Source organism: Aneurinibacillus aneurinilyticus ATCC 12856, from assembly GCF_000466385.1.
In the GTDB taxonomy this organism is placed as follows: Bacteria; Bacillota; Bacilli; order Aneurinibacillales; family Aneurinibacillaceae; genus Aneurinibacillus; species Aneurinibacillus aneurinilyticus.
Genome location: NZ_KE952677.1, coordinates 1 through 26,208 on the forward strand (window position 1 = coordinate 1; position 26,208 = coordinate 26,208).

Here is a 26,208-nt window from a genome sequence, read left to right on the forward strand (position 1 = left end):
AGCGAAAATCGACGATATTAATGGTAATGGTTCGACATAACTCTCCGTAATCCATTCCTTCTTTCATCTGACTTGTATACATACGAGACAAAAAATTTAATAATGCATTAAACTCTTACGCAAAACTTAGTGAAAACGAATTTGCAATTTTACTCTTTGGTAACACAGCCTTTGGAAGTGCGAAGGATGGCTGTTTAGTATCAATTAAAGAAATCCATGTTCACAATGCACTTTCTTCAGCAAAGTTCTTTCCGTTTAATACAATACAATCAATAGAATTAAAAGGAACTTTCTCAAAAGAACTTTTTATCAATGGTTATGAAGTACAAACAACTATGTTAAGTGGTGAAACAAGGAAAATATTAGGCTCTATCCTCAATAAGATATTAGCAGACTTTTTTGAAAATATCCCAGAATCTGAGACACTACTACAAAAAATAAAATATTTTATTAAATTATGTAAAACGATATATTATTTCTTCTATAATATTAAGTTCATTAATTCCTTCATTTATCATAAATTGCAGGCAGTAAAGTAAAGATAAATAACCAAATGATCCTATTTTTAAAAACTTGTCATCAATTGATTCTGTTTCACTTGTATAGTGTATTTGACTTGGTCGAGATAAATTTTGTTTTCCGTGGACTATCTTTGAACGTAACTTGTAAAAGTCTTCAACATTGCTTACAATGTATTTTTTATCAAATATATCATGAAGCAATAATGTAAGTTTTCCTGCTAATTGATTTTTAGAAAAGCTTTGGTTAGTAACTAATAATGATTCAAGAGACATACTAAGCCATACTATACCAAGCGGACTAGACTCGTTGTAAAAGTATCTTAAATAGTTAAATACCCTTCCTATATTTGATTGAGCTACCTCTCTCCAAAAATCTGGTATTTCTCTTAACCAATCCCACACCACTAGCCAATCAAACGTTTCTATCCAATCGACTTTTGGATTAATTTCCTCATCAAAAGTGTATTCAACTACATAAGGGGGTGTCATTGGATTTACCTTTAAGTATTCACAAGGTTTTCCATCCTGTAAAATCAAAACCTCATTAAAAGCAACCTTACCAGGATTAGCAATCTGCATTGCAAAGTTAATATCATATATTCTCGCATAAAACTCTTCTCTAAATATAAGATACTCTACATTTTCTCTTGTGAAGGGAGGTGTAAAATCCCCCTCTAAACAACTTTTTCCTAAGAGAATCTCCACGTCTATTTTTATATGACCTTCATTTGTACATTTTATAGAGCATTCCTGATCGTCAATATATTCAAATGGCATAAAAAATTTCTGTGGTTTTATATAATCTGTAAGCGGGCTATTGCTATAAGTTTTCATAATTGCTGTTAACTGTGTTTTCATAATACCTGTTTCCTTTCAGTGGTAAATAAGTTTACATTCTTCTTATAGAATAAAACCAAACGATTTATAACTTATCCTTGAAATGCCATTCACTGCTTTCCTGCATATCAATATCTGTTCTTCTATTATCAAATTTATTCTTTAAAAATGGTTTGCAGTTACTTATGATACGGTTCTGCGCTTGTTGTTTGCTGGTAAACATATATCGTCACCGATCCAAAGGGATACTCGTTCCAACTTCTTTCTGTCTTTGGACACCTGTATTTCTTTAATTACAGACCGAATCAATACCTTCTTTTCTTGATCGTCAGCCACTTCAAATAGGCTGTCAAAATCCTTAAGCAATTCGATTACCATTTTAGAGTTGATCTGAGTGCCAAAATTAAGCCTGCCTAGCTCCCTTTCTTTCTTAGCCAACATCTCATTGATCTCGTCTATTTCCTCCTGTACCTTACTGGAAAGTCTGTTAAAGTTATTAGCATCTAATTCCCCGAGTAGATAGTTTTCGTCTAACGAATCAAGCATTATTGTTTTCTTTTCCAATTGCATCTTTAACTCATTCAGTTGAAGTTCCAGAGGTCTTTTGTCCTGTAATGAATCCAGTTCAAGTTTTTCTAGAACCTCATCTACAAGATTCATGTTGTTAATCGACTGTCTTAAAACGTATAACACTTCTTGTTCAATCCAGTCAGCCCTTACTAAGTTTGATGAACATTCAATTTTTCCTCTTTGATGATAACCCTGGCACATATAGTAACGGTGGTAATCATTCTTGCCTCGCATTTTGATTTTATGCATGACCATTCCAGCACCACATTGTGGACACTTTATAACTCCCGCCAGAAAGAAATTCTCACTGTACGACTTTACAGGAGTAAAGGCTTGCTTATGCATATTGTTAATGGTCTGTACTTTCTCCCACAATTCTAGGGAAATGATTCCGTCATGCTTACCTTCCCGTTCCGGCATTTCCTCTACTTTCCCTTTTCTTCTCTTAATGTTCCAGTCTTCTTTTTTCCCCCATGTATTGATTCCAACATACTCTTTGTTGTGTACGATACGCCTTATTGCGTCTATACCAAAGTTGTTGCCCTTCTTAGTTTTACATCCTGTAGCGTTAATTATATTAGCAATGGCTTTATATCCAAATCCTTGCGCACGCAATTCAAAAATATGATTAATAGCGTGTGCTTCCTGTTCATTTATCACTAATCGTTTATTTACTACATCATATCCAAACAGTATTCCGCCGTTAAATTCCCCGTTTTTTGCCTTTTGTTTCATCGCTGACTTAACCCTATCAATGGTAATCTTCCGTTCATACGAAGCCCATGTTCCTTGTAAGCTAATAAACATTTGTCCATTTGTTGTAGACGAGTCAATATCACAGGTTTTTACAAGTAATTTCATATCTCTTGGCTCTAGTTCGTTTTCTATAAGTATCAAAATATCCTTATTACTTCTTGATAAACGGTCTAGCCTCCACACTAAGATTGCCTCAAACTTTTCTTCATTCATATCCCGAAAAAGGCGTTGAATATGAGGTCTATTGAAATCTTTTCCAGAGTATCCACCATCACAATACACATCAAATACTGTATAACCTTTTGCCGCAGCATATTCTCGCAACTCTTCCTCTTGAGCCTCTAATGAGCAACCTTCTTTCTTTTGTTCGTCAGTACTAACCCTTGTATAGATTGCAGCAAATTTTCCTTTTTTCATATTTCCCACCTCTATTACAGTTACTTTATAGAATGAAAAAGGATAGACGCTTAAACATGTAAACGTCCATCCAACTCTCCGTTATTGCTTGTCCTTTGCTACCTTTTCAGCATATTTCCGTAGTAAATTCGCTAGAGTTCTAACTATTTCCAATCTTTTGACTTCTGCTTCCGTAGGTTTAATAACTACATAATTGATTGTTCTATCCATACCAATATCACCTTTGTCTTTAGCTTAGTTGCCTCTGGTTAATAATCCAAAATCGGATAATGTCTACCTTCCGATTCAATCTGTCCGTAACGATAACTACCTTTATAAAAACTTTCACGATCCAAAATCCGTTTCACTTGTACTTTTGTGAATGCTTTGGACTGTGTTGTTTGAAAACCTTCTTCATTTAATTGCAATGCTAGCTGGCTAAGTGACCAATCCGAATTTTCTTTTCGTAATTGAAACAGCCTTTTTACAACCTGAGCATGCTGATGATTTACCTCTAAAGACTTTTGACCTTTCTTAGCTGAATAGCCAAAAGTTGCTCTCCCTCCTGCATAACCACCTTGTTGGGCTTTCTTCCGTCTACCCCTACTCAGTTTTAAGGCAATTTCTAATCGTTGGTACTGGTCAAGCAGTTCCATCATCCCATTGATTAAAAAGTCATTTGGGTCTACGGTGAAAATACTGTAGTTTGTCTGCTCAATGGACTTGATGTCTACGTTGTGACGCTTTAGTTGACGCTGAATCAGCACCTTTACCAGATCAGCTCTCCACAATCGCGAAGTGTTTAACACCACAACGTAGCTAGCACCAAGCCATTCCAAGTCTGACAACATTTCCTGCAAACCTTCTCGTTCAACGGTAAGACCCTCTTCGTCAACTTTTGCACCGCTGATTCCTACATCCTTGTATATTTGCAGTAGTTCAAGGTTGTGGTCGGAACAATAGCGCTCAATTTCCTCCATTTGATAAGCGAGACTGTAACCGTCTCTTGCTTGTCCTTTAGTTGAAACACGAATGTATCCGACCACTTTCTCCATGTGTAAAACCCCCACCGTTACACAAACTTTAATTTTTGTTACGCCTTGGCGTGAGCTTTACTATATTACCCAGTAATATATCAGCACAAGTAAAGATTGTCTGGAATGTAAAAATGGTCATTTAACCAATCAATTACCTCGGCATCTTCTTCAAACAAATCCACCATTAATTCAATAAAATAGCTGTTTTCAATTTCCTTTAAACCAGCATAAATAACTTCTGAGCAATCAATGCGTTTTAGAAAACTCAATTCAAACGTATCATCTAAAATTGCATTGCCCGTTTCAATTATTGAATCAATGATCTGCTGCTCTATACTTTTGTCTTCATGAATATGAACCTTTTCTATATACGTTCCCATTAGGTAGTAAAATTTTTGTTTCATTCTTATATGCTCAATAAGTCTTGTACATTCTAGAGACTCAGATTGAGCCTCTTCCAAAGCTTTCGCCAACATCCCCATCCGGCATTCCATTCCCAAAAGCGAAAATCCTACATGAGAGAATTGTTCCATTTTTGCCTTAACTGCTTCGTCTTTAAAATTCATTTTTCTTTCCTCCCAAAGTTGATTTGTTTTTCAAGCTACTATATATGACAAAAACATTAATTTTTTTAAGGGATGCTACAAATTTTCTTGCACATCATTTTGTTTTCCGTAGATCTGACCAACGAGCTTTGCTTCTCATGCCGTTCTAATTAGTAACTGGTTACATTTGTAGCTAGGAGCACTTGAACCACCAGATCAACCAATACAGAACCTACATGAGGTCCTATGAAAAATTGTGTGATTTCTTTAACCTACAAGAGGTTCGTTTGAATTTTCTTCGTTTAATAACACATTTTCGCTACAGGATCGCTCTCTGTACAGTTTTAACTTCTCCTGTACAACAGGAAGCTCTCCTGTAAGTCTTCTTTTATCACAACGAGTTGGTGAAAATCCTTCGGGTACAAGTCCATCCGTTCTTCTTAGAAGTAAATCCGTGCTATGCCACGAACATTCAGCTTTTCTAATGAGTTTTACATGTTCATAAAAGGTTGCTGGCTTTTGATTATCTTTAACAAACTGCTCCCCTAATGTCGCCAATTGATGCCATGTATTAAACAAGGTTTTGGCTCGACGTTCTCCATATTCTTTAACTAGTCTCTGTCGAACCGCATTGACCGTTATCACTTTACCTACTCGACTTGCTCCTTCTTTTAGAAATGCGCCAACTTCTTTATCAAAGAGGTTGTTCAGATAGTTAATTGTAATTTCACTAACAAGCGGCACATGTCCAAAGTCTTCTTTTAGTTTTCTAGTCTTTATTTCCACTTCTGCCCGTAATAGCCGATCTGCAAGCTCTTGCAATTCGGCTACCTTGATAACGTCCGTGAACGGCAGTAGCCTTCTTGCATCATGTTTCGCAAACTCCTTTCCTTTGTGATAGAACTTTAAAGATGTTGTTGTTCCTACCACTAACAATCCATGTTGTCCATACTTGGAAACACTACGCCTGCGGAAAGTATCGTTTATTTTTAATCCTTGAAACCATTCCTGTACAGCTTGCTCTGAAACCAACATAAAAACTTCTGCCACATCAATTCTTCTTACTTGCCATAGAGGTGCTGGTGGCAGTTGTACTCCTAATAATTCATTAACTTTGTCAATTAGCCAAAGAATTGATGCCCGAAAATCATCTGTACCGCCATAAACATTGTGTCCAATCAACGCTTTATGCACGCTGCACTCTAAAGTAATGAATGGGGAGCAATCCTTTTTATATGGTATTTTGTTATCAAAGCCCTTTTGTTGGCGTTCAACTTTGACTGAGATACGTGCATCAAAAGAACCTTTTAACCTAGCAGTAGTCAAGGAATACAACAATTCCCCTGACTTCATATTCACACCTTGCCGCTTTATGCTTTGGAGCTCTATACGTTGGGCTACCTCTTCTGTAATAAAAGGTGAACGTAATGTAACTGTGTCAATCGCCATCTGATTCACAATCCCTTCTTGTTAAATGTTTTATACTAACTCCTACTCGCCTAAAAAACAGTTGCGCATAGTTGCGTACGGTGATACTATTGGTTCACAACGAATCACACCTCTCTATTTCACATGTTGAAAACCATCGTATCGGTGGCTTCGTATGATATATAATAAAAAGCTCGAAAAATTTAAGTGGATTCCAAAAAAATTTGAAAAAAAATCCCCCAAGCGATTAAAATGGCTCGCTTGGGGGATTTTTCACTTTCTTCTTACTTAAATACAGTATGCTCCCAGTATGTATCAACAACATTCTCAAGATTCTTCCAGTTAAAGTTGTCCCATCTTATATTAGCAGCACTTTTTCTAGTCATAGTGACCTTCAGTACAGGTTCCGTTTGTTTATTTCCCTGTGAATCTAATAAAGGTAACTCCCAAATAAAAGTTGCTTCTTCAATGTTGTTTATTGCAAAGAGTTTCTTCAAGATGTTCGTCGAGTCTATTAATATTCCACCCTTTGTCATACTGTTTTTTAGATTTTCATCTGCATTAAGGTAGGCTACCACTACTTTGTCATGTTCAACAGTTGTTGCAAGATTATCATTTACCTGTAAATCTATGATTTTTTGTTCACCAGTGTTTGCTGTCTCTCCAACTGTATCTATAATAGCTTGCTTTACTTGCTCTTCTATACTATTACTTACTGAAGTAGTTGCTGTTGTTATTTCATTTTTTTCTTTTTGAGTACCATTGTCATTAACAGCATATAAAATTAGACCACCAGCTATCAATGCAATTAATAATAGAATAACTATACCTAGACAACCTAAGCATCCTTGTACAATATCATTTCCTTTTGAGCTTTTCTTAGTTGGAGTTGTCTTTACCGTTGATGCATGGCTATTTTCTTTTATCCTACCTTTGTTGACAGTACTACTGGTGTTTCTCATGGTATTCTTTGACAGTGTCATTTGTTTACATCCTTTCACACCTTACATAATTTAGTAAACACAGATGTCAAGGCCGAACTGAAATTCCCCAAAATCGCCGATTTAATTTTCCCCACTTGCATCCTAAGCGTTTGTTGAGGAAGAAAGCCTCCGTTCACGAAGACGGTAGCTTTCTCCTTTAAGATTAAATATCCTCGAGTGATGTAATAGCCTGTCTAAGATAGCTGTCGCAATAACGCTGTCTCCCAATATTTCTCCCCATTCACCAAATGACTTATTGGATGTTAGGATAATCGAACCTCTTTCGTATCTTCTTGATATAACCTGAAATAGATAATGAGCGCTGCTTGTGTTTAGCCTTAAATATCCCATTTCATCTATAATCAATATTCTTGGTTTCATAAATGTTCGTATTTTACGCTCTAATCGGTTATCCTCATCTGCTTTTCGAAGCTGAGTTACAAGATCATTTGCTGAAATAAAATAAGTTTTGAAGCCTCGTGAGATGGCTTCCATACCAATTGAAATGGCTAAATGAGTTTTTCCTAACCCAGGAGGACCTAAGAAGAGAACATTTTCATGTGATTCTAAAAATGAGAGGTTCATTAGCTCCCTTATTCTTCGTTCATCAATGGTAGGTTGTGCTTCGAATTGAAATTCATCAAGTGTTTTACGAAATGGGAAACCAGATAACTTTAGCAATGTTTGAGATGAGCGAAGGTGCTTATCAGCTAGTTCAGCTTCTAAAAGTCGCTCAAGGAATGCTGAGTATGGTATATTATTTTTAGCTGCTTGATCTGCCACCGTTGACCACGAATTGGCGGTGACAGGTAATTGAAGTTTCGTACATAGCTCTACGAGCTTTTCACTCATGGAAGATCTCCTTTCAATAGGTCTTCATAGGCAGAAAGTGGGCGGACTTCAACGGAATAAGAAGAGGCGGAAATAACGGCTGGTATCCGTTGTTTTGGTCTCTTTTTTTCTTTTGAAGGAAAATAGACAACATTTTCGTTTAACTGTATTTTTTCTCCTTTATGAAATAAAAAGATATCTCCTGACAGATTTTCTTTCACTAAAATCTCAGCTCCGACGTAGGTAAGTGGTACCCTCCAGGTTTCTCCTTTATAAGAAAAAGTGCCGTCTAAGTGTACTTTTCTGTAAGACTTATAACTTGTATCATATCGTGGCATTTCTAGGATTGAATGAAGCTCTTCCTTTAGCCAAAGTTCTTGAGGAACTGCATTAGTGGTCGTGTTGATCTTCCGATTTCCAACAGAGTCTAACCAACGTAGTAATTGCTGATTTAGATCCTCAAGAGATGAGAATGTAACGCTGTGAAAGAAGTTGTTAGCGATAAATTGAATAGCTCGTTCAACCTTTCCCTTTGTTTGTGCTCGGTATGGTTTACATGCTCTTGGGAAGAACCCGTAATAGTTAGCAAAGTCTAGGAACGCTTCGTTCCACTTGACTTGTCCTGCCTCTCGGCCGTCCATTATCGTTCTCATATTATCGAATAAGATTTTCCTCGTTACACCTCCAAAATACTCAAACGCATCAGCTAGACAATCTAGCAAGTGCTCTCGATCTTGACTAATAGTGAAGCGAGCATATTTCATTCGGGAATAACTTAGAATAGCAACAAACATGGATAGTTGGACTCGCTCTCCAGCGATGATATACTCACCAACATGCTTCCAATCAACTTGCATTTGTTCGCCAGGAACAGTCTCATATCGTATTGTTTGTCTGCTCTTTTTCTGAACCCGAAAGGGTTGCATAAAGTCTTTTAGGATCGTTCTGCCACCTTGATATCCCTGTTGTTTAATTTCTCGCAGAAGAACCTCGCTGTTTAGCACCTCATCTTCCCGCATCCTACGTAGTATGTAATTTTTATATGGGTCAAGTTTGCTGTTTCGAGTGCGTGGTTTTCTTGTTGGAGCCTCTCCATTTAAATATTTCCGAACCGTTTTGCGATCGATCTCTAACTTCTTAGCAATATCTGAAATCGACATGCCACGGGCGAAAAGGTCCTTAATCAATAAATAATCCCCCTTAGTAATCAACTTCCATAGCTCCTCTCAAGTAGACTATGGTTTATTCTAAGTGGGGAATTTTATTTCGGCTATATTGGGGATTTTAACACCGGCTTTAACAACGTTGTAGCTTAAATGAAAGTAACATGAAGTGACAGCTACCTTTCGAATGAAAAGATAAATCCACTCCGAATAGTGTACGGATTTAACGGCTTCCATGAATCGATTTCATAGGAAGGAACTACAGCGTTTCCACATGCCTCATCCGTGTCGTTCGATTCGTTTTCTAAATTTAAAAGGAGCCAACCCCCTAGTATTATCAAGGGTTTTTGGCTCCTTTTTGTCTAACGTTCGATCACACTTCGATTATTCAAAGCTCTTTATTTTAATCTGATTGTCTCTATCATATGCGTTCACTTATCCGCCTGTCCTTCCGTAAATCGTGCTGGCGCATGCGTAGGCAGGTGACAGTCTGTTTCAACTATCTTGACACAAGTCCATAGGACCGCTTCTCATCACGCGTCCAATGATGTCTAATGCACAATCAATGTCTCTTTCAGTAATTCCAGAGTGTGTAACAGCTCGAATTCGTCCATGTCCGAGTTCAGCTACATGAACACCTTCGTGGAAAGCAGATCTTACAAATGTCTGCCACGTAAACCTCGGGTCAACGATTCGGAAAAAAACCATATTCGTTTCCACTTCATCGACGTTACATTCAATCCCTTCCACCTTATTCAACCCTTCGGCCAATCGTCTGGCATTTGCATGGTCATCTGCAAGACGATTGACCATATTGGTAAGGGAAAATAATGCTGGTGCGGCAATTACTCCAGCCTGGCGCATTCCTCCGCCCAACATCTTGCGGATACGGTAGACTTTTTCAATAAACCGTTCACTTCCAAGGACCATCGAACCGATCGGTGCCGAGAGCCCTTTGGATAAACAAAATTGAAGCGAATCGGCATGTTGGGCAATTTCTGAAACAGGTACATCGAGGGCAAGCGCCGCATTAAATATTCGGGCGGCATCCATATGTAAAGGTAAATGCTTGCTCTCGGAAAACGCTTTTACCTCTGCCAAATAGTCAAGTGGCAATACTCGTCCACCCTTGCGATTGTGTGGGTTCTCCAGGCAAATCAAAGACGGCAATGCAAACTGTGGATCACTGGCGTCGTCTGGAAAAGCTTTCTCCAAGTCTGCAATTCGTAGTCTCCCGTCAGATTGTGTCGGGATTGGCTCGTACATGATTCCACCGCAAACAACTGCCCCTCCTGCTTCATAAATGTAAATATCCGTCTCATCCCCGACAAGCACCTTTGAACCTCTTGGACAATGTGCCATCAGAGAGGCCAGATTTGCCATCGTGCCACTAGGCATCAGAATAGCTGCGTCTTTTCCCAACATTCGTGCTGCGAGTGTTTCAAGTTCTTTGACAGTTGGGTCCTCACCGTAAACGTCATCACCGAGCACAGCTGTTGGTATCACTTCCAACATTTCTTTCGTTGGCAATGTAAAAGTATCACTGCGCAGTTCAATCATGATAATCCCTCCCCTTCGTCAGGAACTTTCACTCGAATTTTTATGGTATCGATAGCCCGTTGAAGTAACGTAATTGTCTGCTCAACCGAATCGCTATGGACGATGACATGACCCATCCGGTGAAAAGCATTTTGCGGTGGTTGAATTTGATCTCCTGGCTTTACGGTAATGTGTGCGCTTTTTACGCCAGGTAAATGCCGCGCTGCTTCCAAACCCTCGATATCCATAATCGTCCCTGCTTCCTTTGACATCAAAAACTGGATACCCGCAATACCGTTATTCTCGTTATTCAATTGAGGTGGCATCCCTGTCGCGCATAGAATCTGTTGCTTCAACATATCAACGCCACTCGTCAAGCGTATCAGTTCAGGGATCATACCTCCTGCTAAGCGAGCGTTGATTTCTATAATTTGCGGTCCTGTTGATGTCACTTTTACTTCCGTATGGGTTGCTCCTTGTTGAATCCCAATCACCTTGAGTGCTTGGCGGACTGACGATTCAATCTCTTTGGCCAAATCTGCCTGAATAGGAGCCGGGAACAAATGACGTGATTCGACGAAATAGGGGAGTCCATGCAATGATTTTTGCGTGATCCCAATGCAGGTCGTTTGGCCATTCCTCGTTAACATCTCTACACTAAATTCAGGATCATCCAAATATTGCTCGGCAAGTACAACTCCTGAATTTTTTTGCCCACGCATATTATAGGCATTTGAAAAAATAGTAGCCGCATGCTGTCGGGCTTGTTCAAGCGTGTGGACCAGCATAACATTGTTGGACCCGCTATCGTCAGCTGGCTTCAAAACACACGGAAATCCGATCTCGCTTACAGCGGCTTCCACCTCTTTGATTGAGTGTATTAGTGAAAAAAGTGGTTGACGGATGTTGGCTTCAGAAAGGCATTGACGCATGAATCCCTTGTTTCGAGCTTTTTGAATGGCTTCAATCGGATTTCCGGGTAATTGGTATCGAATCGTCAGTTCAGCGACAGTTTCCAGATAATAATCACTCGTGGTCAGGATTCCACATATGTTCTCTTTTATAACGTGTTTTTCAATCGTCTGTTGCAAAGCTGCCAAATCGTTTGTATCACAAACGATAACTTGGCAACCAGTTTCTGCAAGTCCTTTGTAACGCTTAGGATTGCTAGTAAAAAAGAGTGGCATCAAGTCCATAGAAGCAGCTATTTGCAAAGCAGTCATTCCGGTTCCTGTTGTGTTTGATTCTATAAAAAGCAGTTGATTCGACACTATGCATATACCCCCGTAACATCAACATAAGACCATGAATGGGCAATTGTTCCTGGTTGAATCTGCTTTGGCTCCATGGGCAAATGCATGCTTTGAAGCCCTCTTTCAACGCGATATGAAACATTATAAATTGTGTCTACGTAACGATCGCCACGATCAGGCAAAATAGCCACAATTTTTGTTCCTGGCATCGACTGTCTACTTACCCATCTAGCTACAGCGTAAACAGATCCAGAAGAATTACCTGCAAATATCTGCTCGTTTCTAGCTAATTGCAATGTAGCTGCAAACGCTTCTTCATCGTTCAACCAGTGGACTTCGTCGATAAGTTTGTGATTTACATTAGAAGGAACTAGCGAATTGCCAAGTCCCCCTTGCAGACGGCTCGGGCGGTCAGGTTGACCAAAAATTACACTGCCGGTTGCGTCAACAGCAACTACTTTTAATTTTGGATTCGTTATTTTTAGTTCCCAGGCTGTGCCTGACAAAGAACCTCCGCTGCCAACCGCTGCCACAAGCACGTCCACTTGTCCCAGATCTGCAATCAATTCCTGAGCCAATCCGGCATAAGCCCGCGGATTTTCCGGATTCTCATATTGCCTGGGCCAATAAGCTCCCGGATACTCTTTCATCAATTCTTGTAAACGTTCCAAACGCGTACTTTGCCACCCCTGTGCTCCCATCTTGTCGACCACATGCACCTTACAGCCAAGAGAGGTTAACTTGGCGAGAGTAATGGAATCTATCCGCGGATCTGTAACGATGTGCACATCATGCCCTAGATACCTGCCAACTAGTGAAACACCACAAGCCATCGTACCAGACGAACTCTCAATGATGGGAGCACCTTCTTCGAGAATGCCTGATTTTTTCGCTGACAGAATCGCTTGTTTTGCTACTCGATCCTTCATTCCGAATGGATTCATAAGTTCCAATTTGGCGTAAACCTCTCCCGCTGCACGCTCCTCATTTAACAGAATACGTACGAGAGGTGTATTTCCTATTGCATCCAATATACTTGCACAAAACATGATCAGTGCTCCTCTCTTAATCTGCTAGACTAATGGTTGACCATTAATTGTGTTTTTTCTGCCAGGAACGATTGATTTCTGATCTGCACTCCACGAATGAAAAATCATAACATCACCATCGAGTTCCTGCATCGCCTCAGAAGCAGCCGAAATCTGATTCCAATAGTCAACTCTTTCAGGTGATAGGAGGATGCCGATAAAGGTTCCACTATGGGCAATGACAATACCAAGCCCCCGCACTTTCTCGCAGATCGACATGACATCGTGAAAAAACTTATTTTGTCGAATCTTCTGGTTCATTCTAGCACTCTGCGTCGATACTACGCCAATTGTATGTATATCGCCTGTGCGGACAGCATGTGATAAGGTATCGAGAAGCTCGTCATAGATTTGTTTCTCTCCATCACTGAACCGTTTTGGCAGTTTGTTAAATTCAACAGTGTCTACCTCGCCACCTTCATCAATTCCTAGGATCGTCAACGGTGGGAGTTGTCCAAGAAATTCACGTAACTGAACCTTGCGATGGTAAAATGACACCACCCCTTCGTACATCACACCGTCTGTTGGCTCGACTTGCTTGAGAAAGAATTGTATTTGTTCCGGTGTAAAATTGAACCCGAAACAATCGTCGAGTGCACGTACTGTCGCTACTAAATCTGCTGATGAACTGGCCAATCCCTTACCAATCGGAATTTCTCCTTTAATTTCCAATATTCCGCCTGGTTCGATACCATAGTGATTAAGTATAAGAAGGGTAAGCGCCATGGATTTTTTTTTTGTACTCGGAGATACCATGATTTCTCGCATACTGGGGTGATGTATAAACTTTGCCACTGCGTACCTTTGGATGGGTAAAGTGACTAAAAAGTCATCTCCATTGCTTCCGACACCTTGGAGGAGTTCTCCAAATGTTCCAAATGATTGCCCTTCGCCACCTCTGATCATAGAGTGTTTAGAGTGTAACCCTTCCATTTTGTCACCTCCTCCGCTCGGAGTACCTGTTTGTAAGGGTAAACTCCGCTTTCTTCCATTGAATTCTTTGCGCTTCTCGCTCTTGCTCTTGGATATATAGCAGGGTCTTGACTTGATCCGGATGAGTGGAGCCAAGCGTCTTTTTGCTATGAAGACTCCGTGTCACATCGCACACCTCCTGCAGCTCCTCTTCTAATAAAGTAACTTCGTACCCTTCAGCACGGCAGATCTCTTGCAAGTAGTTTGCATCTACTTCCGTTGCTCTCCGTCCACGCTGCATCATGCCAACAATATAGCGCCCCGCCAGCGCTTGCGCCATACGATAGGGAATCCCGCCACGCAGCGACAACTGATTCGCGATAGAAAAACCACCAAAAAACTCATTGGTACATATTTCATACATGCGTTCCTCCTGAAACTGGAGGTGTTCCATGACAGACGTATACAAGCGTAGCAGGGTTTTCATATGATTGATCATAGTAGCAAAGTTGTTTCCGCCTTCTTTTGCTGTTTCAACAAGGTTCGTGAAAGGGGTATTGCGCTGCGCAACGGCAAAATCGAGATAGTAAGCAGTTATATGTGCAGTCTTTCCACGAATCCGCTCTAATACTGGAAAATTTTTTTTCTGAGGCATAGCCGATGAGATCCCCGACAACTGATCGGGCAAATCAATCAGCCTGTACTCGCTGCTTCCCCAGTTGATCAGATCGGTAACAAATCTGCTTATGGAAACGGACAAATTCGATAGTTCCGCTCCGATCTGAATCATCCAGTCCTTAGAAGCAACGCTAGTTAACGCGTGGCGACATGGTCTTAAAAAGCCTAAACGTTCCGCCAAAGCTTCGCGATCCCACTCCAATTCAAGCCCTGCCATCGCACCAGACCCGAGCGGACACTCATTCAATTCATCGAACAAATGAAGCAGGTGCTTGATTGACTTTCCAATTTGCTCGTTCACCGCAGCGAAATAAAATCCTGGTGTGATAATTTGCGCCGGTTGATAATGCGTATATCCAGGCATAGGCATATCCATCGTTCGAATCGCTTGAGTTTGTATTGCGTCAGACAACTGGAGCAGCTCACCGACAATGTCAAGCAACTGTTTTCGCGCAAACATAACTTGCGCTGTGGCCTGGACATCATTTCGACTGCGGTCTACATGCCAAGCCTCAGCACGATGTGTCAGTCTCGTTTCTACATATTTTTCGATGGCAAAGCAAATATCTGACATATTCGATTCGGATTCCGCTACAATCGTATTCTTGTTGATCTGGTCCAAATAAGATAAAATTTCTTCTGAAGCTTCTTTAGTAATAAGACCGAGCCGCTTATATTCTGAGATCATCGCCATCTCGATCTGCAAGTAGAATGGTAGTAAGTGCTCGAGTTCATAATCAAACTGTGGTTGCAATACCATTTCGTGTAACAATTTGCTTGGAGAATCCTTTATCCGACCAGTCAAAACCATTGGAACTCTTTGTGTTTCTTGGTTCATTATGTTCCTCCGTCTTCTGCTTTCTAAGGTAAGCTTCCAGGATTACCTGTCAAACGACTAACTCAATAATTGTTTAAATAGTTTGGCCAGACTATGAAAATGTGGATCATCCATTAACGTGTTATGAGTTCCTGCAATAGAATAACGGTAAATATTTCCATTCGTGGATTTCATCCACCCGTTATGATCAACCAATGGATGCGGATTGTTTCCAGATTCCATTTCTGACACACAGAATAAGTGCAAGTCACTTTGAATCGGTTGTAAATACTCTTTCGAATGTCTGTAATTATCTCTAGCAGTCGAGTTAGCGATAAGCAACTCCATATGACGTGTAAAATTATCCAACGTCCACCATTCTGGAAATCCTTCTCTTTCCTTTGATTTCTGATAAATGAACTCGATTGCTTGATCTTGCTTCATTTCTTGAAGGACAGATGCTTTTATTCCTAAAATTTCCGCCATCCGATCAAATACACGAACGATTGGTGGATTACGATTCACAACAACCTCTCCAGGTACTGCGTCAATTAAGCCAAGGAACTCAATTTGCTCCCCCAGTGACTCTATACGCCGTGCCAGCTCAAGAGCAATATACGCCCCCAGTGACCAGCCTGCTAAACGATAAGGTCCTTTAGGATAAACCTGGCGAATTTCCTCAAGATATCGATCTGCCATCTCATTAATCTTGTAGAGGGGTTTTTCGTCAGTTTCAAACCCAACCGATTGCAATCCGTAAATCCGCTGCCCTGATCCAATCGCTTTAGCCATTTTAAAATATGGAAGTACACTTCCACCGCCTGGATGAATGAAAAACAATGGCGTCTTCGTTCCCGTTTCATTATTGAGTTGAACTAGGCAAGATGGTTGAGTTTTCGCATGTCCTTCACGCAAATATCCAGAAATACTGTATATGGTCGAATTTTCCAAGAACGCATTTATTGGAATCGTTATATTGTACAGTTTTTGAATAGCAATCATAAATTCAAGTACTTTTAGTGAATGCCCGCCGATTTCAAAAAAATTGTCATAAATTGAAATATCCTGTCGTTTAAGGATATCCTCCCAAATATGGGCCACTTCTAGTTCATACTGGTCACGTGGCCCAATATAAGCGCTATTAGATATTGCAGGAGACTGATCTAAACTTGCTAATTTTTTTTGATCTATTTTTCCATTCACTGTTAGCGGCAAGCTTTTTAAAGGAACATACAATGACGGAACCATATAGTCAGGCAAGAAATAATTTAGATATTCACGCAATTCCCTTGTCTCTATTTCTCCCTCATCCGCAGGGACATAATATACGGCAAGACGCTTTTCGTTGGAAATATCCCCCAATGCAATAACCGCTGCTGTTTCAATTGATGGGTGCTTACACAGGTATGCTTCAATCTCACCTAGCTCAATTCGATAACCACGAATTTCGATCTGGTCATCGATCCTTCCTAGAAATTCAAGGTTTCCATCGGGTAATCGTCGTACTCGATCACCTGTTTTGTACAGCCGAGCTAACGGAGCATCACTGAATGGATCTGCAACAAATCGTTCCTGAGTTAATTCCGGACGATTCAGATAACCGCGGGCTACACCGTTTCCACCGATATACAATTCTCCAGGTACATTAACTGGCAATGGTTCAAGGCTTTCATCCAAAACGTAAAGCTGTGTGTTAGCGATCGGTTTACCGATAGGTATATTTCCTTCTCCCTCGTTAGATCGAACCCCGAACGTGCAGCAACCACAGACCGTTTCAGTAGGACCATAATGATTAACTATTATCGTATCGGGAGCATGCTTTAACCAGGGAGAAATTAACTCGTATGTGAGTGCTGCTCCCCCAATGACAAACACATTGGCTAATCCATTCATCTCTTCAGGCTTTAAAGATTTCGTAAGTAGTTGGAGATGTGCTGGAGTGATCTTAATAAGACTAAATCCCTTATTATTTAATAGTGCTTGTTTTAGACCTTCAATTCCTTGCTCTTTTTCAAGGATTAATAATCGCTTGCCAGTCATTAACGGAGGAAACAAACTCGTTACTGTTAAATCAAAAGACAGTGTTGAATGCAAAATAGAACCGTGTCCATCACTTGCAAGCAAAGCATTCTTAGCCCAGGAAACATAATTGATTAAACCTTTATGTTTTACCATTACTCCTTTAGGATTGCCTGTTGAGCCTGATGTATAAATAACATAAGCAAGATTCTCATCTGTTATTTCACTTACAGGATTTTCCTTCGATTCTTCTGATACTTTATCCCACTCTTTGTCTAAAGTAATAATTTCTGCTTGTGTAACTGGTATCAAATCTACGGAAGTTGAATCTGTTATGATGATTGGTACTTTTGAGTCGTTCAACATGTATTCCAAACGACCTCTCGGATAGCTAGGATCTATCGGTACATAGGCTCCACCAGCTTTTAATACTCCCAAAAGCGCTATAATAATCTCAAGGGAAGGTATCATTGCAATACCTACAAGAGTATCAGGACCAACTCCACGCTTTTTTAGCAAGTGTGCCAGTTGATTGGCACGCCTATTTAAATCCTTATAGGTTAAACACTGGTCTTTAAATTCAACCGCTACATGATCTGGATTACTCTCTGCTTGTGCTTCAAAAACTTGGTGAACACTGATGACATTTGGCTTAGGAATATCTGTTGTATTCCAATGAATTAGTACTTGATTCCGTTCTTCTTCGCTTAGAAGTGGAAGCTTTGCTATAGGATGATCTACATTTTTTATTGCACTCTCGAGCAGTGTTTGATAATGCCTCATCATTCGAGCTATCGTATCTTCTGAAAAAAGGGCAGCATTGTAATCCAAATGCCCTTGGAGGGTGAACTCTCCCTCTGTAAACATGAGATTCAAATCAAACTTTGAAGTGTTGCGATGTAAAGTTAAGTACTCTACTTCTAAATCTTCAAGTTGTACCGCTTTTTCAACCGGGGCGTTTTGTATTTGAAACATCACCTGGAAGAAAGGAGAGTGGCTTCGATCTGGTTGTAATTCTTGCACAAGCGTTTCGAAACGAACATCTTGATGGGAGAAGGCCTCCGTAACTATGGTGCGAACTCTGTGCAGCAACTCTCTGAATGTTAATTTTTCAGATAGCTCCGTACGTAAGACAAGCATATTAATGAAAGGACCAATTAGTCCCTCCAACTCTTCCTGATATCGTTGAGAAGAGGGTGTACCTACCAAAATATCCTTCTTACCCGTATAACGATAAAGCATAATTTTAAATACAGTTAGCATCGTTACGAAGATCGTATTTTCTTCCTGTTTTGAAAACTCCTTAATCTGATCGCTCAGATCTTTAGATAGTTGAAAGCAAAATACTGATTGGTTATTTTTACTACCCCCGCGTTTATAATCGGTTGGCAGTTCTAAAACGGGCAGATTTCCATCAAGTTTCTCTTTCCAATAGTTCAATTGGTTCTCGATAACACCATTATCTAGAACCTTTCGTTGCCATTGGGAGTAATCTATGTATTGAATGGGCAGATCCTTCAGGGAAGGGGGATTACCTTGAACAAAATCACGATATAGAGTCACAATCTCATAAAGCAATACCCCATTTGACCAACCATCTGTAATGATATGGTGTTTCACGATGATCAAGTCGTGTAGTTGGTCATTGTGTCTAATGAGAGATGCCCGGATTAATGAACCATTTTCTAAGTCAAAAATTTCACTAATTTTCTCTCGACAGATGGCAAACGATTGTTCTTCCTTCTCCTCTACCGTATGTCCAGTTAATTCTACAATTGGCAGTTTCCATTTTGAATGTGGGTGAATTACCTGTAAAATCCCGTCCTCGTTTCTTTCAAAAGTTGTCCTTAGCGATGTATGTCGTCGTATGATTTCATTAATACTAGCTTCTAATGCACCGATGTCAAGATTCCCCTTTAAACGCACCGCAATCGATACATGATATGAATCACTTTCTGGTGCCATCTGGTGAGCTACCCAGATGCTCTGCTGTGCAAAAGAAGCAGGATATTTTCTGGTTTTTTCATTTAATAGAGCCTTTAGCAGATCTCTTTTTTGTTCTATTGATAGTTCAGCTAGATTCAATGTAATCACTCCTTCATCCCTTTAATAGATCGCTCATAGCAACCAGTGTTTTTCGCTCTCCTTTGAAAGGATTTCTACCGTGTGCCACTAACATATTGTCTAACATCAGTACGTCCCCTCTCTGCCAAGGGAACACCACTTTTTCCTGTTCATACGCATTACGAATCACATGAATCACTTCGTCTTCAATAGGCGTACCATCACCATAAAATGTGTTGTACGGCATTCCTTCTGAACCAAACCAATCCAAAAATAACTTGCGATTTTGTGGTTGCAGGCTGGATTCATGATAGAAAGCAATATGATTAAACCATAAATTTTCTTTGCTTATTGGGTGCTGTCGCACTGCTTTACGTACCTGTCTTGTACGTAAGTTATTTCCACCTACCCATTCGAACTTTAAATCGTTTTTTGCGCAGTAATCTTCTATATTCTCTTTGCGGGTTGAACCAAATACCTGTTCCAATGATAAGCCAAATCCGTTGCCGAAATTCCTGACAAGCATCCAGCCCTTTTCGATAAATGTATTTCTAATTTCTTCTGGCACAAGGTTAAAGACGTTTCTCATATCAGCTATCGGTGTTTGTCCACCTTCATCTGCTACTTTTACTGAACAAAACCAAATTTTGCGGGGCCAGGCCGTAGAATAAGACATCTCATTGTGTAACAATATTTCTTGGTCACTCGGGTGTTCAGTGGAAGTATATACTTTGTCCTGAATGTTTATCCGTGGAGAAGTGGGCTCATTATAATGCAATAGTTCATTGCCTGTTTCAGATAGAAATTGATGAAAGTCTTGTTCATTTGCTATTGAAAAGCCACGAAATAGTACACCACCATATTGCAAAAGCAATGTATCAATTAACTTTTCATTAGCTTTAAACCATTGCTTCAATTTCAAATTTTCATTTTGAGCCATAATGAGGATAGGAAGGGGCCTTCCTATCTCCATTGGTTTAACAATAATGTTCTTATCATCAATAGAGTAATCAAATTTAATAGTGGTCATAACTCTTAGATTCCCCTATCTGCTTTATTTTCATAAAAAGTTACCCATTAGGTTTCGGCCCACATCAGAGTGAATAAACAGCATGTTGTCATCTCTAATTTTTCATTAAACTCTCTATCATTCCTTCTATCTCCTCATTTGAAAGTTTATCGATAGATTCACTATCCCACTCTTTTTCAATCTTGGTAATTGGCTGTACAAGTGGAGAGCTGCTTTTACTGTTTCTAACCAACTCAGCCAGCTTAGCAACAGTAGGATTTTCAAAAAGATGGGGGACGGAAAAATCTATAGAGAATGTTTTGCGAATCCGAGCAACGACTTGCACCGCTAACAATGAGTGACCTCCGAGAGAAAAAAAGTTATCCTTTATACCAATTTTCTCTACGTTTAGTAAAGATGCCCATACCTCGCATATCTTTTCTTCTATTTCATCACTCGGCGGAACGTAAGCTACCTCCGATATTCTAAATACGGGATTAGGCAGTGCTTTTCGGTCAATCTTACCATTAAGAGTTAGAGGCAATCGTGGAAGAAACATAAAGCCCGACGGTTGCATCGAAACCGGAAGTTCCTGTGAAATATACTCTCTTAGTTCCTCATCGTTTATGCCTGTATCCGATTTGGCCACTATGTAAGAGAATAGTTTATGATCGCCTGACTGCTCTTTGACAGCCACCACTACACATTGACTAACTGCTGGGTGCTTAGCAATCACTGCCGATATTTCACTTGGATGAATTTTGACACCACGAATTTTAATCTCATCATCTGTTCGTCCCAAAATCTCTATTGATCCATCAGGCCTGTATCGTCCCATGTCTCCCGTGTAATAGAGAAGATCATTTCTCTCATTTTTAAAGTGGTTGGGAGAAAACAAGCGCTTTGTTTCATCTGGGGAATTACAATAACCCATGCTGCGGAACGGCGTACGAATCACCATTTCTCCAACTTCTCCTACCCCACATAACGATCTTTCTTCATTTAAAATAAGAACTTGAGTTTGAGGAATAGGTTGACCAACTGGCAATATTCCTTGTTGGATAGAGTCAGGTACAATGTAAAAACATTTTGCAAGCGATGTCTCGGTCGGGCCATATAAGTTAACAAATGTCCCTGTTTGTTGGAACTTGGCTCTCCATTTTTCGATTAATGATCCTGTAAGAGGTTCTCCAGCAGAAAAAATCCACCTTAACGAAGCTAAGGAAGTTTGAGACTGTTGATCCATCACCCACGATTGCAGGATAGAAGGTACTGAATGAATAAGTGTAATCTTCTCTTTTTTCAGCCAAGAAATGATTGTTTCCCCGTGTAAATCATAAGGATCTTCTGGAATGCATAAAGTTCCTCCGCTAATTAAAATCAATAAAGTATCTCTCAAGTAGACATCAAAAGACAGATTTGTAAGTTGAGCTGCCCGATCTTGGGAGTGAATCCCAAACTCTTTTTGCTGCCATAGTAGAAAATGGCTCAAACCTTGATGGCTACCCAACACTCCTTTAGGTTTCCCAGTCGTACCTGACGTAAAGAAAATATAAGCTGGATCTAGGTCTGCTTGGTCCGTAGAGAGATTTAGATTTATTGGAGCTTCATTTGCCAACGGTTTCATTGTTACATTTTGTTCATAATTTTCTATGTGACAATCTAACGGAATATCAATAAGCCATGAAGCAGAAGATTCTTGAATCAGCGATTGTTGGCGTGCATCAGGAAACGCGGAATCTATAAGTAAGAGAATCCCCTCAACTTTCCATATACCCAACATGATTGGTATGAATGCATGACTTCGCTTTCCACGCACCGCTATTACTTGTTTCGACTGAACTCCACGTTTGCGCAGGAAGTTAGCTACTTGATCTGCTTTCTCCATTAGCTGGCTATACGTGTAGCTTTTGTTTCCCTGTGTAATAGATACCTTGTTGGGATGTTGTTGCGCTTGGTTTGAGATCAGTTGATAAACCTTCTGTACCTCCGGCTGATCTAAATCAACTGTCGGATCTGGAAGTAATCCATCCGTATATTGTCGTGTCAACGAAAAGCTATGAATCGGCTGATCAGGTTGCTCCAACATTTGTTCCAGTAAAAGCTGATACTGATCCAACCACATCTCAACACGTTCCGCCGAGAAGGCATCGGACTGATGAACAAAATTCAGTACCAATCCTTCCTCTGTTTCTACTATATATAATGTAAGCAAAAATTTAGATACAGGCTCTAACCAGTCCAACGGCTCCATTGCTATGTTATGCATATTCCATTTTGGTTTCATGTTGTTATCAAAGTTTACATAGTTTACAAAAACATCGAACAATGGACTTCGATTCAAATTACGATTCGGCTGAACTTCTTCTACTAACATTTCAAAAGGGACATCCTTATGAGAAAAGTCATCGATAAAGTTATCACGTATCAGATGAACTATTTCTTTAAAGCTCATCTTTCTTGAAAATTGCGTTCTCAGCACTATCGTATTTAAAAACAAACCAATAAGAGGCTCCAGATGCTGATTGTCTCGATTTATAACTGGAGTTCCCACCATAATATCTTCTTGTCCAGTCTGGCGATGAAGCAATATTTTAAAAACAGCTAACATTGTCATGAACAGTGTAGCCCCTTGCTTTTCACTCCATTGTCTTAAATCATCTGTCAATTTGATTGGGAGCTTCCTAATGTGTTCTTGAGAGGTCGGCATCGGTACATGATCTGTAGGGAGTGTCAATAAAGGAATATCTCCCGCTAGCCTTTCCTTCCAATAAGCAAGCTGTCTTTGAAATTCTTCGTTTTTCATCCATTGATGTTGTGAATAGGCATAATCTGCATACTGATATGTCAAAGTTGGAAGCGATGGCTCCCTATGTTGTACAAATGCTTCATAACAACAAGTAAGTTCATGTTTTAAAATATCTAAAGACCAACCGTCTGATAAAATATGATGAACATTAATTACCAATGCATATTCTTGTGAGTCCAACCGGAGGAGATAAGGGCGAATTAAGGGTGATTGGCTAAGAACAAATGGCCGCCTTGCTTCAATGCGATACCAATCTTGCGCTCTTTCTATTCGTTGTTCTTTCGAATAACTGGTAAAATCAACCATATTTAGTTGTATGTCATATGTGTCATCTATAACTTGAACAGGGCCGCCATCAGCGCTTTTAAAAGTTGTCCGCAAGATTTCATGTCGTTCAATAATTCGCCGCAAGCTCTGTTTGAGAGCTTCTAGATCAAGCTGACCATTCAATTTCATAATAATGGGCATATTATAAGCAGCATTTTCAGAGTCTAATTGATTCAAGAACCATAGCCTTCGTTGTGCGTACGAAAGAGGTATCGTTTGAGAGCGATCGCATTTCATCAGACTTGTTATATTACCTCTAGGGCTTTGCTCTTGGTCAAGTATAAACGATAACTTTTCAACTGTTGGCGATTCGAAAATTGTTCGTAATGGTAACCTCACTTCAAATAACTCCTGTATACGGGAAACTAACTTTACTACTAGCAGTGAATGCCCTCCCAGTGCAAAGAAGTTATCGTGAATCCCTATCCGCTTTAACCCCAAAACTCGGCTAAAAATTTCAGCTAATTTTTTTTCTGTATCTGTTTTTGGCGCAACAAAATCACTGTCTGAAACAACCTGTTCCAAATCTGGTTGAGGCAAAGCTTTTCGATCTATCTTCCCATTTGCATTTAATGGTAGTTTCTCTAAAAAAATATAGAAGCTTGGGATCATATAATCTGGCAATTGATTGCTTAAAAAGGATCGCAATTTACTTTGATTCAGTTCTTTGTCGTCGCTAACAATATAAGCAACGAGACGTTTAATATCATCATGTCCCGAGACGTCCACAACTGCTTCTTTGATTCCTGAACAACGCATTAAAACACTTTCAATTTCGCCTAATTCAACCCTCATTCCCCGGATTTTAATCTGATTATCTTTTCTACCCAAGAACATAATTGACCCATCCGGTGTATAATAACCGGTATCTCCTGTTTTATACATTCGTGTACCATGTACAAAAGGATTATTTACAAATGCTTCATTTGTTTTCTTAGGTTGATTAATATATTCTCTGGCAAGTCCCACTCCACCGAGATAAAGATCCCCAGGCACACCTATTGGGACAGGTTGAAGATACGAATCTAAAATGTACACTTGATTGTTATTTATAGGACGGCCTACGGAAACAACCCCTCCATACAGAGCATCTTCTTTGGAGCACTTATGAACAGTTGAGTCTATCGAAACTTCGGTTGCACCCCAAGAGTTAAACAAATCACCTGGCATCTTCTCAAGAAACTCTCCCACTAAACATGCTTGAAGCGCTTCTCCACTCGAAACTACAACTCGCAGACTGGATAACTGTGCCTTGTCTTCAGGTGTAATTGTTTCTAGAACCATTCTTAACATGCTAGGCACAAATTGGATCACTGCTGCATCATAACGTATAGCTGCGTCCAAAATCGCCCTTGGATCGCGATGACTCCCTGGTTCCATCAAGGCTATTCTAGCTCCTACCATTAATGGCCAAAAAAATTCAACAGCTGCATCATCAAAAGTAAGAGTTGTTTTCTGTAAAACAGTTTCCCTGGAAGTTAATTGATGCTTTTTCTGCATCCAATCCATTCTGTTAACCCAACCACGATGAGTACTAGCGACTCCCTTTGGGTTTCCAGTAGATCCAGAGGTGTAATAAATTGATACTAATTGATCAGGATCATGCGAAACATCTAAATTGTCTTGAGAAAAGGATTGGATGAAATCGAGTTGTTCCTCAAAAAACACCGGCTTTACCCATTGAAGTTCTGAAAGTTTGTCCACTAGATGATCTTGGGTTATGCAAATGGTAGCTTGTGCATCTTCCAATATATGCCCAATCCGAGCTGAAGGATTTTCAGTATCTAATGGCAAAAAAGACCCGCCTGCTTTTAGTATCCCTAACAAAGCAACCACTAAATCAAGAGAGCGTTCCATTAAAATTCCTACTGCTGTATCCTTTTGTACTCCTATTTCTCTGAGATAATGTGCCAACTGATTCGAATGACGATTTAATTCGTCATATGTTATTTGCTCATCTCCAAAAACTGCAGCTACATGCTCTGGTGTTCGCAAAACCTGTTCTTCAAACAATTGATGCAACCCTTTATCACCAGGATACGAAACCTCTGTATCGTTCCACTCGAAAAGAATTTGCTCCCTTTCTTGTGCAGTCAATATAGAGATAGAGTTAATTTTTTTTAATATATAACCGCGGGAGTGATTCATCATTGAACCTCCTTTTTCTTTATTGTTTGATGTAATAGACGAAGTATGAAATCTAGTTCTACTAGCTCCTTCAACCATGTTTTTTTAATTGATTGTCATTGATCTCATGGTTGCCTCATCTTTAAGAACCGTACAGTTTTTACATTGATAGCACTTACCATCCATCTCTCACATTGCATTTTGTGGTATATTTTGTTTTTTTCTTGTAAATAATTACAATCTAATTATATAGTTAAATCGTATTTGAAAATATAAGTATTTGTCGCAAATTGTAATGGTAATCATGCAGTTTTTTTCTTTTTATTATTGATCATCAGTGGAAATTCTACATCGGGATGGACAACAATCTACACTCTGAAGTAGTGAAAACAAGTTAGTGGAAAGTTGCAAAAACAGTTGTATTTATTCGTCCTCACTGTCAGATGCACGAGTACTTGGCGAACTGTTCTATTTACTTTGCGAGGATGTAGCACGATTG

At 39.7% G+C, this 26,208-nt stretch carries 18 protein-coding genes; all 18 read right to left on the reverse strand.

The window, feature by feature from the left end; translation table 11 throughout:
• Positions 1-82: Rpn family recombination-promoting nuclease/putative transposase (locus tag HMPREF0083_RS27780; protein WP_222860861.1), on the reverse strand; the 82-nt coding region annotated here is incomplete at its 3' end.
• A 373-nt stretch (positions 83-455) separates the two neighbouring features.
• The gene (locus HMPREF0083_RS02300) at positions 456-1,379 is read right to left on the reverse strand and encodes a HEPN domain-containing protein (RefSeq protein WP_021619349.1); all 924 of its coding nucleotides are present in this window, start codon (positions 1,377-1,379) and stop codon (positions 456-458) included.
• Positions 1,380-1,541: 162 nt separating this feature from the next.
• Complete coding sequence (locus HMPREF0083_RS02305; RefSeq protein ID WP_021619350.1) at positions 1,542-3,101, reverse strand: recombinase family protein; 1,560 nt, start codon at positions 3,099-3,101, stop codon at positions 1,542-1,544.
• 81 nt (positions 3,102-3,182) lie between these two features.
• Positions 3,183-3,311, reverse strand: a complete 129-nt coding sequence (locus HMPREF0083_RS29650) for a hypothetical protein (RefSeq protein ID WP_021619351.1) — start codon at positions 3,309-3,311, stop codon at positions 3,183-3,185.
• Between the two features lie 38 nt (positions 3,312-3,349).
• On the reverse strand, positions 3,350-4,135 hold the full coding sequence (locus tag HMPREF0083_RS02310) for a recombinase family protein (protein ID WP_021619352.1): 786 nt from the start codon (positions 4,133-4,135) through the stop codon (positions 3,350-3,352).
• Positions 4,136-4,215: 80 nt separating this feature from the next.
• On the reverse strand, positions 4,216-4,683 hold the full coding sequence (locus tag HMPREF0083_RS02315; RefSeq protein WP_021619353.1) for a hypothetical protein: 468 nt from the start codon (positions 4,681-4,683) through the stop codon (positions 4,216-4,218).
• 246 nt (positions 4,684-4,929) lie between these two features.
• Complete coding sequence (locus tag HMPREF0083_RS02320; protein WP_021619354.1) at positions 4,930-6,111, reverse strand: phage/plasmid replication protein, II/X family; 1,182 nt, start codon at positions 6,109-6,111, stop codon at positions 4,930-4,932.
• A gap of 263 nt (positions 6,112-6,374) precedes the next feature.
• Positions 6,375-7,073: a hypothetical protein gene (locus HMPREF0083_RS26065; RefSeq protein ID WP_021619355.1), complete on the reverse strand. Its 699-nt coding sequence runs from the start codon at positions 7,071-7,073 to the stop codon at positions 6,375-6,377.
• Between the two features lie 102 nt (positions 7,074-7,175).
• Complete coding sequence (gene istB, locus HMPREF0083_RS02330; RefSeq protein WP_021619356.1) at positions 7,176-7,925, reverse strand: IS21-like element helper ATPase IstB; 750 nt, start codon at positions 7,923-7,925, stop codon at positions 7,176-7,178.
• Entirely contained in the window at positions 7,922-9,115 is a 1,194-nt protein-coding gene (gene istA, locus HMPREF0083_RS02335; RefSeq protein ID WP_021619357.1) for an IS21 family transposase, read from the reverse strand. Before istA ends, istB begins: the two co-directional genes overlap by 4 nt.
• A 447-nt stretch (positions 9,116-9,562) precedes the next feature.
• Entirely contained in the window at positions 9,563-10,627 is a 1,065-nt protein-coding gene (locus HMPREF0083_RS02340) for a GntG family PLP-dependent aldolase (protein ID WP_021619359.1), read from the reverse strand.
• Entirely contained in the window at positions 10,624-11,877 is a 1,254-nt protein-coding gene (locus HMPREF0083_RS02345) for an ATP-grasp domain-containing protein (RefSeq protein WP_021619360.1), read from the reverse strand. The genes HMPREF0083_RS02340 and HMPREF0083_RS02345 overlap by 4 nt, the downstream gene beginning before the upstream one ends.
• A complete protein-coding gene (locus HMPREF0083_RS02350; protein WP_021619361.1) occupies positions 11,877-12,908 on the reverse strand; it encodes a PLP-dependent cysteine synthase family protein in 1,032 nt (343 codons plus the stop codon). The genes HMPREF0083_RS02345 and HMPREF0083_RS02350 overlap by 1 nt, the downstream gene beginning before the upstream one ends.
• A 24-nt stretch (positions 12,909-12,932) precedes the next feature.
• Positions 12,933-13,703, reverse strand: a complete 771-nt coding sequence (locus tag HMPREF0083_RS02355) for a GHMP family kinase ATP-binding protein (protein ID WP_245191302.1) — start codon at positions 13,701-13,703, stop codon at positions 12,933-12,935.
• A gap of 181 nt (positions 13,704-13,884) precedes the next feature.
• Complete coding sequence (locus tag HMPREF0083_RS02360) at positions 13,885-15,375, reverse strand: argininosuccinate lyase (RefSeq protein WP_021619363.1); 1,491 nt, start codon at positions 15,373-15,375, stop codon at positions 13,885-13,887.
• A 57-nt stretch (positions 15,376-15,432) separates the two neighbouring features.
• Positions 15,433-19,458 carry a non-ribosomal peptide synthetase gene (locus tag HMPREF0083_RS02365; protein ID WP_051354509.1) on the reverse strand — a complete coding sequence of 1,342 codons (4,026 nt, stop codon included), beginning with the start codon at positions 19,456-19,458 and terminating at the stop codon, positions 15,433-15,435.
• A 13-nt stretch (positions 19,459-19,471) separates the two neighbouring features.
• A complete protein-coding gene (locus tag HMPREF0083_RS02370) occupies positions 19,472-20,467 on the reverse strand; it encodes a TauD/TfdA family dioxygenase (protein WP_021619365.1) in 996 nt (331 codons plus the stop codon).
• Between the two features lie 94 nt (positions 20,468-20,561).
• Positions 20,562-25,733 (reverse strand): non-ribosomal peptide synthetase, encoded by a 5,172-nt coding sequence (locus HMPREF0083_RS02375; protein ID WP_167331533.1) that lies wholly within the window; start codon positions 25,731-25,733, stop codon positions 20,562-20,564.
• Between the last annotated feature and the right edge of the window lie 475 nt (positions 25,734-26,208).

Coding starts and splice junctions, on each gene's coding strand:
- HMPREF0083_RS02320 (WP_021619354.1), bottom strand. CDS start 6,111: ATGGCGATTGACACAGTTACATTACGTTCACCTTTTATTACAGAAGAG.
- HMPREF0083_RS02305 (WP_021619350.1), bottom strand. CDS start 3,101: ATGAAAAAAGGAAAATTTGCTGCAATCTATACAAGGGTTAGTACTGAC.
- HMPREF0083_RS02340 (WP_021619359.1), bottom strand. CDS start 10,627: ATGATTGAACTGCGCAGTGATACTTTTACATTGCCAACGAAAGAAATG.
- HMPREF0083_RS02310 (WP_021619352.1), bottom strand. CDS start 4,135: ATGGAGAAAGTGGTCGGATACATTCGTGTTTCAACTAAAGGACAAGCA.
- HMPREF0083_RS02360 (WP_021619363.1), bottom strand. CDS start 15,375: ATGAACCAAGAAACACAAAGAGTTCCAATGGTTTTGACTGGTCGGATA.
- HMPREF0083_RS29650 (WP_021619351.1), bottom strand. CDS start 3,311: ATGGATAGAACAATCAATTATGTAGTTATTAAACCTACGGAAGCAGAA.
- HMPREF0083_RS02370 (WP_021619365.1), bottom strand. CDS start 20,467: ATGACCACTATTAAATTTGATTACTCTATTGATGATAAGAACATTATT.
- HMPREF0083_RS26065 (WP_021619355.1), bottom strand. CDS start 7,073: ATGACACTGTCAAAGAATACCATGAGAAACACCAGTAGTACTGTCAAC.
- HMPREF0083_RS02355 (WP_245191302.1), bottom strand. CDS start 13,703: ATGGTATCTCCGAGTACAAAAAAAAAATCCATGGCGCTTACCCTTCTT.
- HMPREF0083_RS02300 (WP_021619349.1), bottom strand. CDS start 1,379: ATGAAAACACAGTTAACAGCAATTATGAAAACTTATAGCAATAGCCCG.
- HMPREF0083_RS02315 (WP_021619353.1), bottom strand. CDS start 4,683: ATGAATTTTAAAGACGAAGCAGTTAAGGCAAAAATGGAACAATTCTCT.
- istB (WP_021619356.1), bottom strand. CDS start 7,925: ATGAGTGAAAAGCTCGTAGAGCTATGTACGAAACTTCAATTACCTGTC.
- HMPREF0083_RS02350 (WP_021619361.1), bottom strand. CDS start 12,908: ATGTTTTGTGCAAGTATATTGGATGCAATAGGAAATACACCTCTCGTA.
- HMPREF0083_RS02375 (WP_167331533.1), bottom strand. CDS start 25,733: ATGATGAATCACTCCCGCGGTTATATATTAAAAAAAATTAACTCTATC.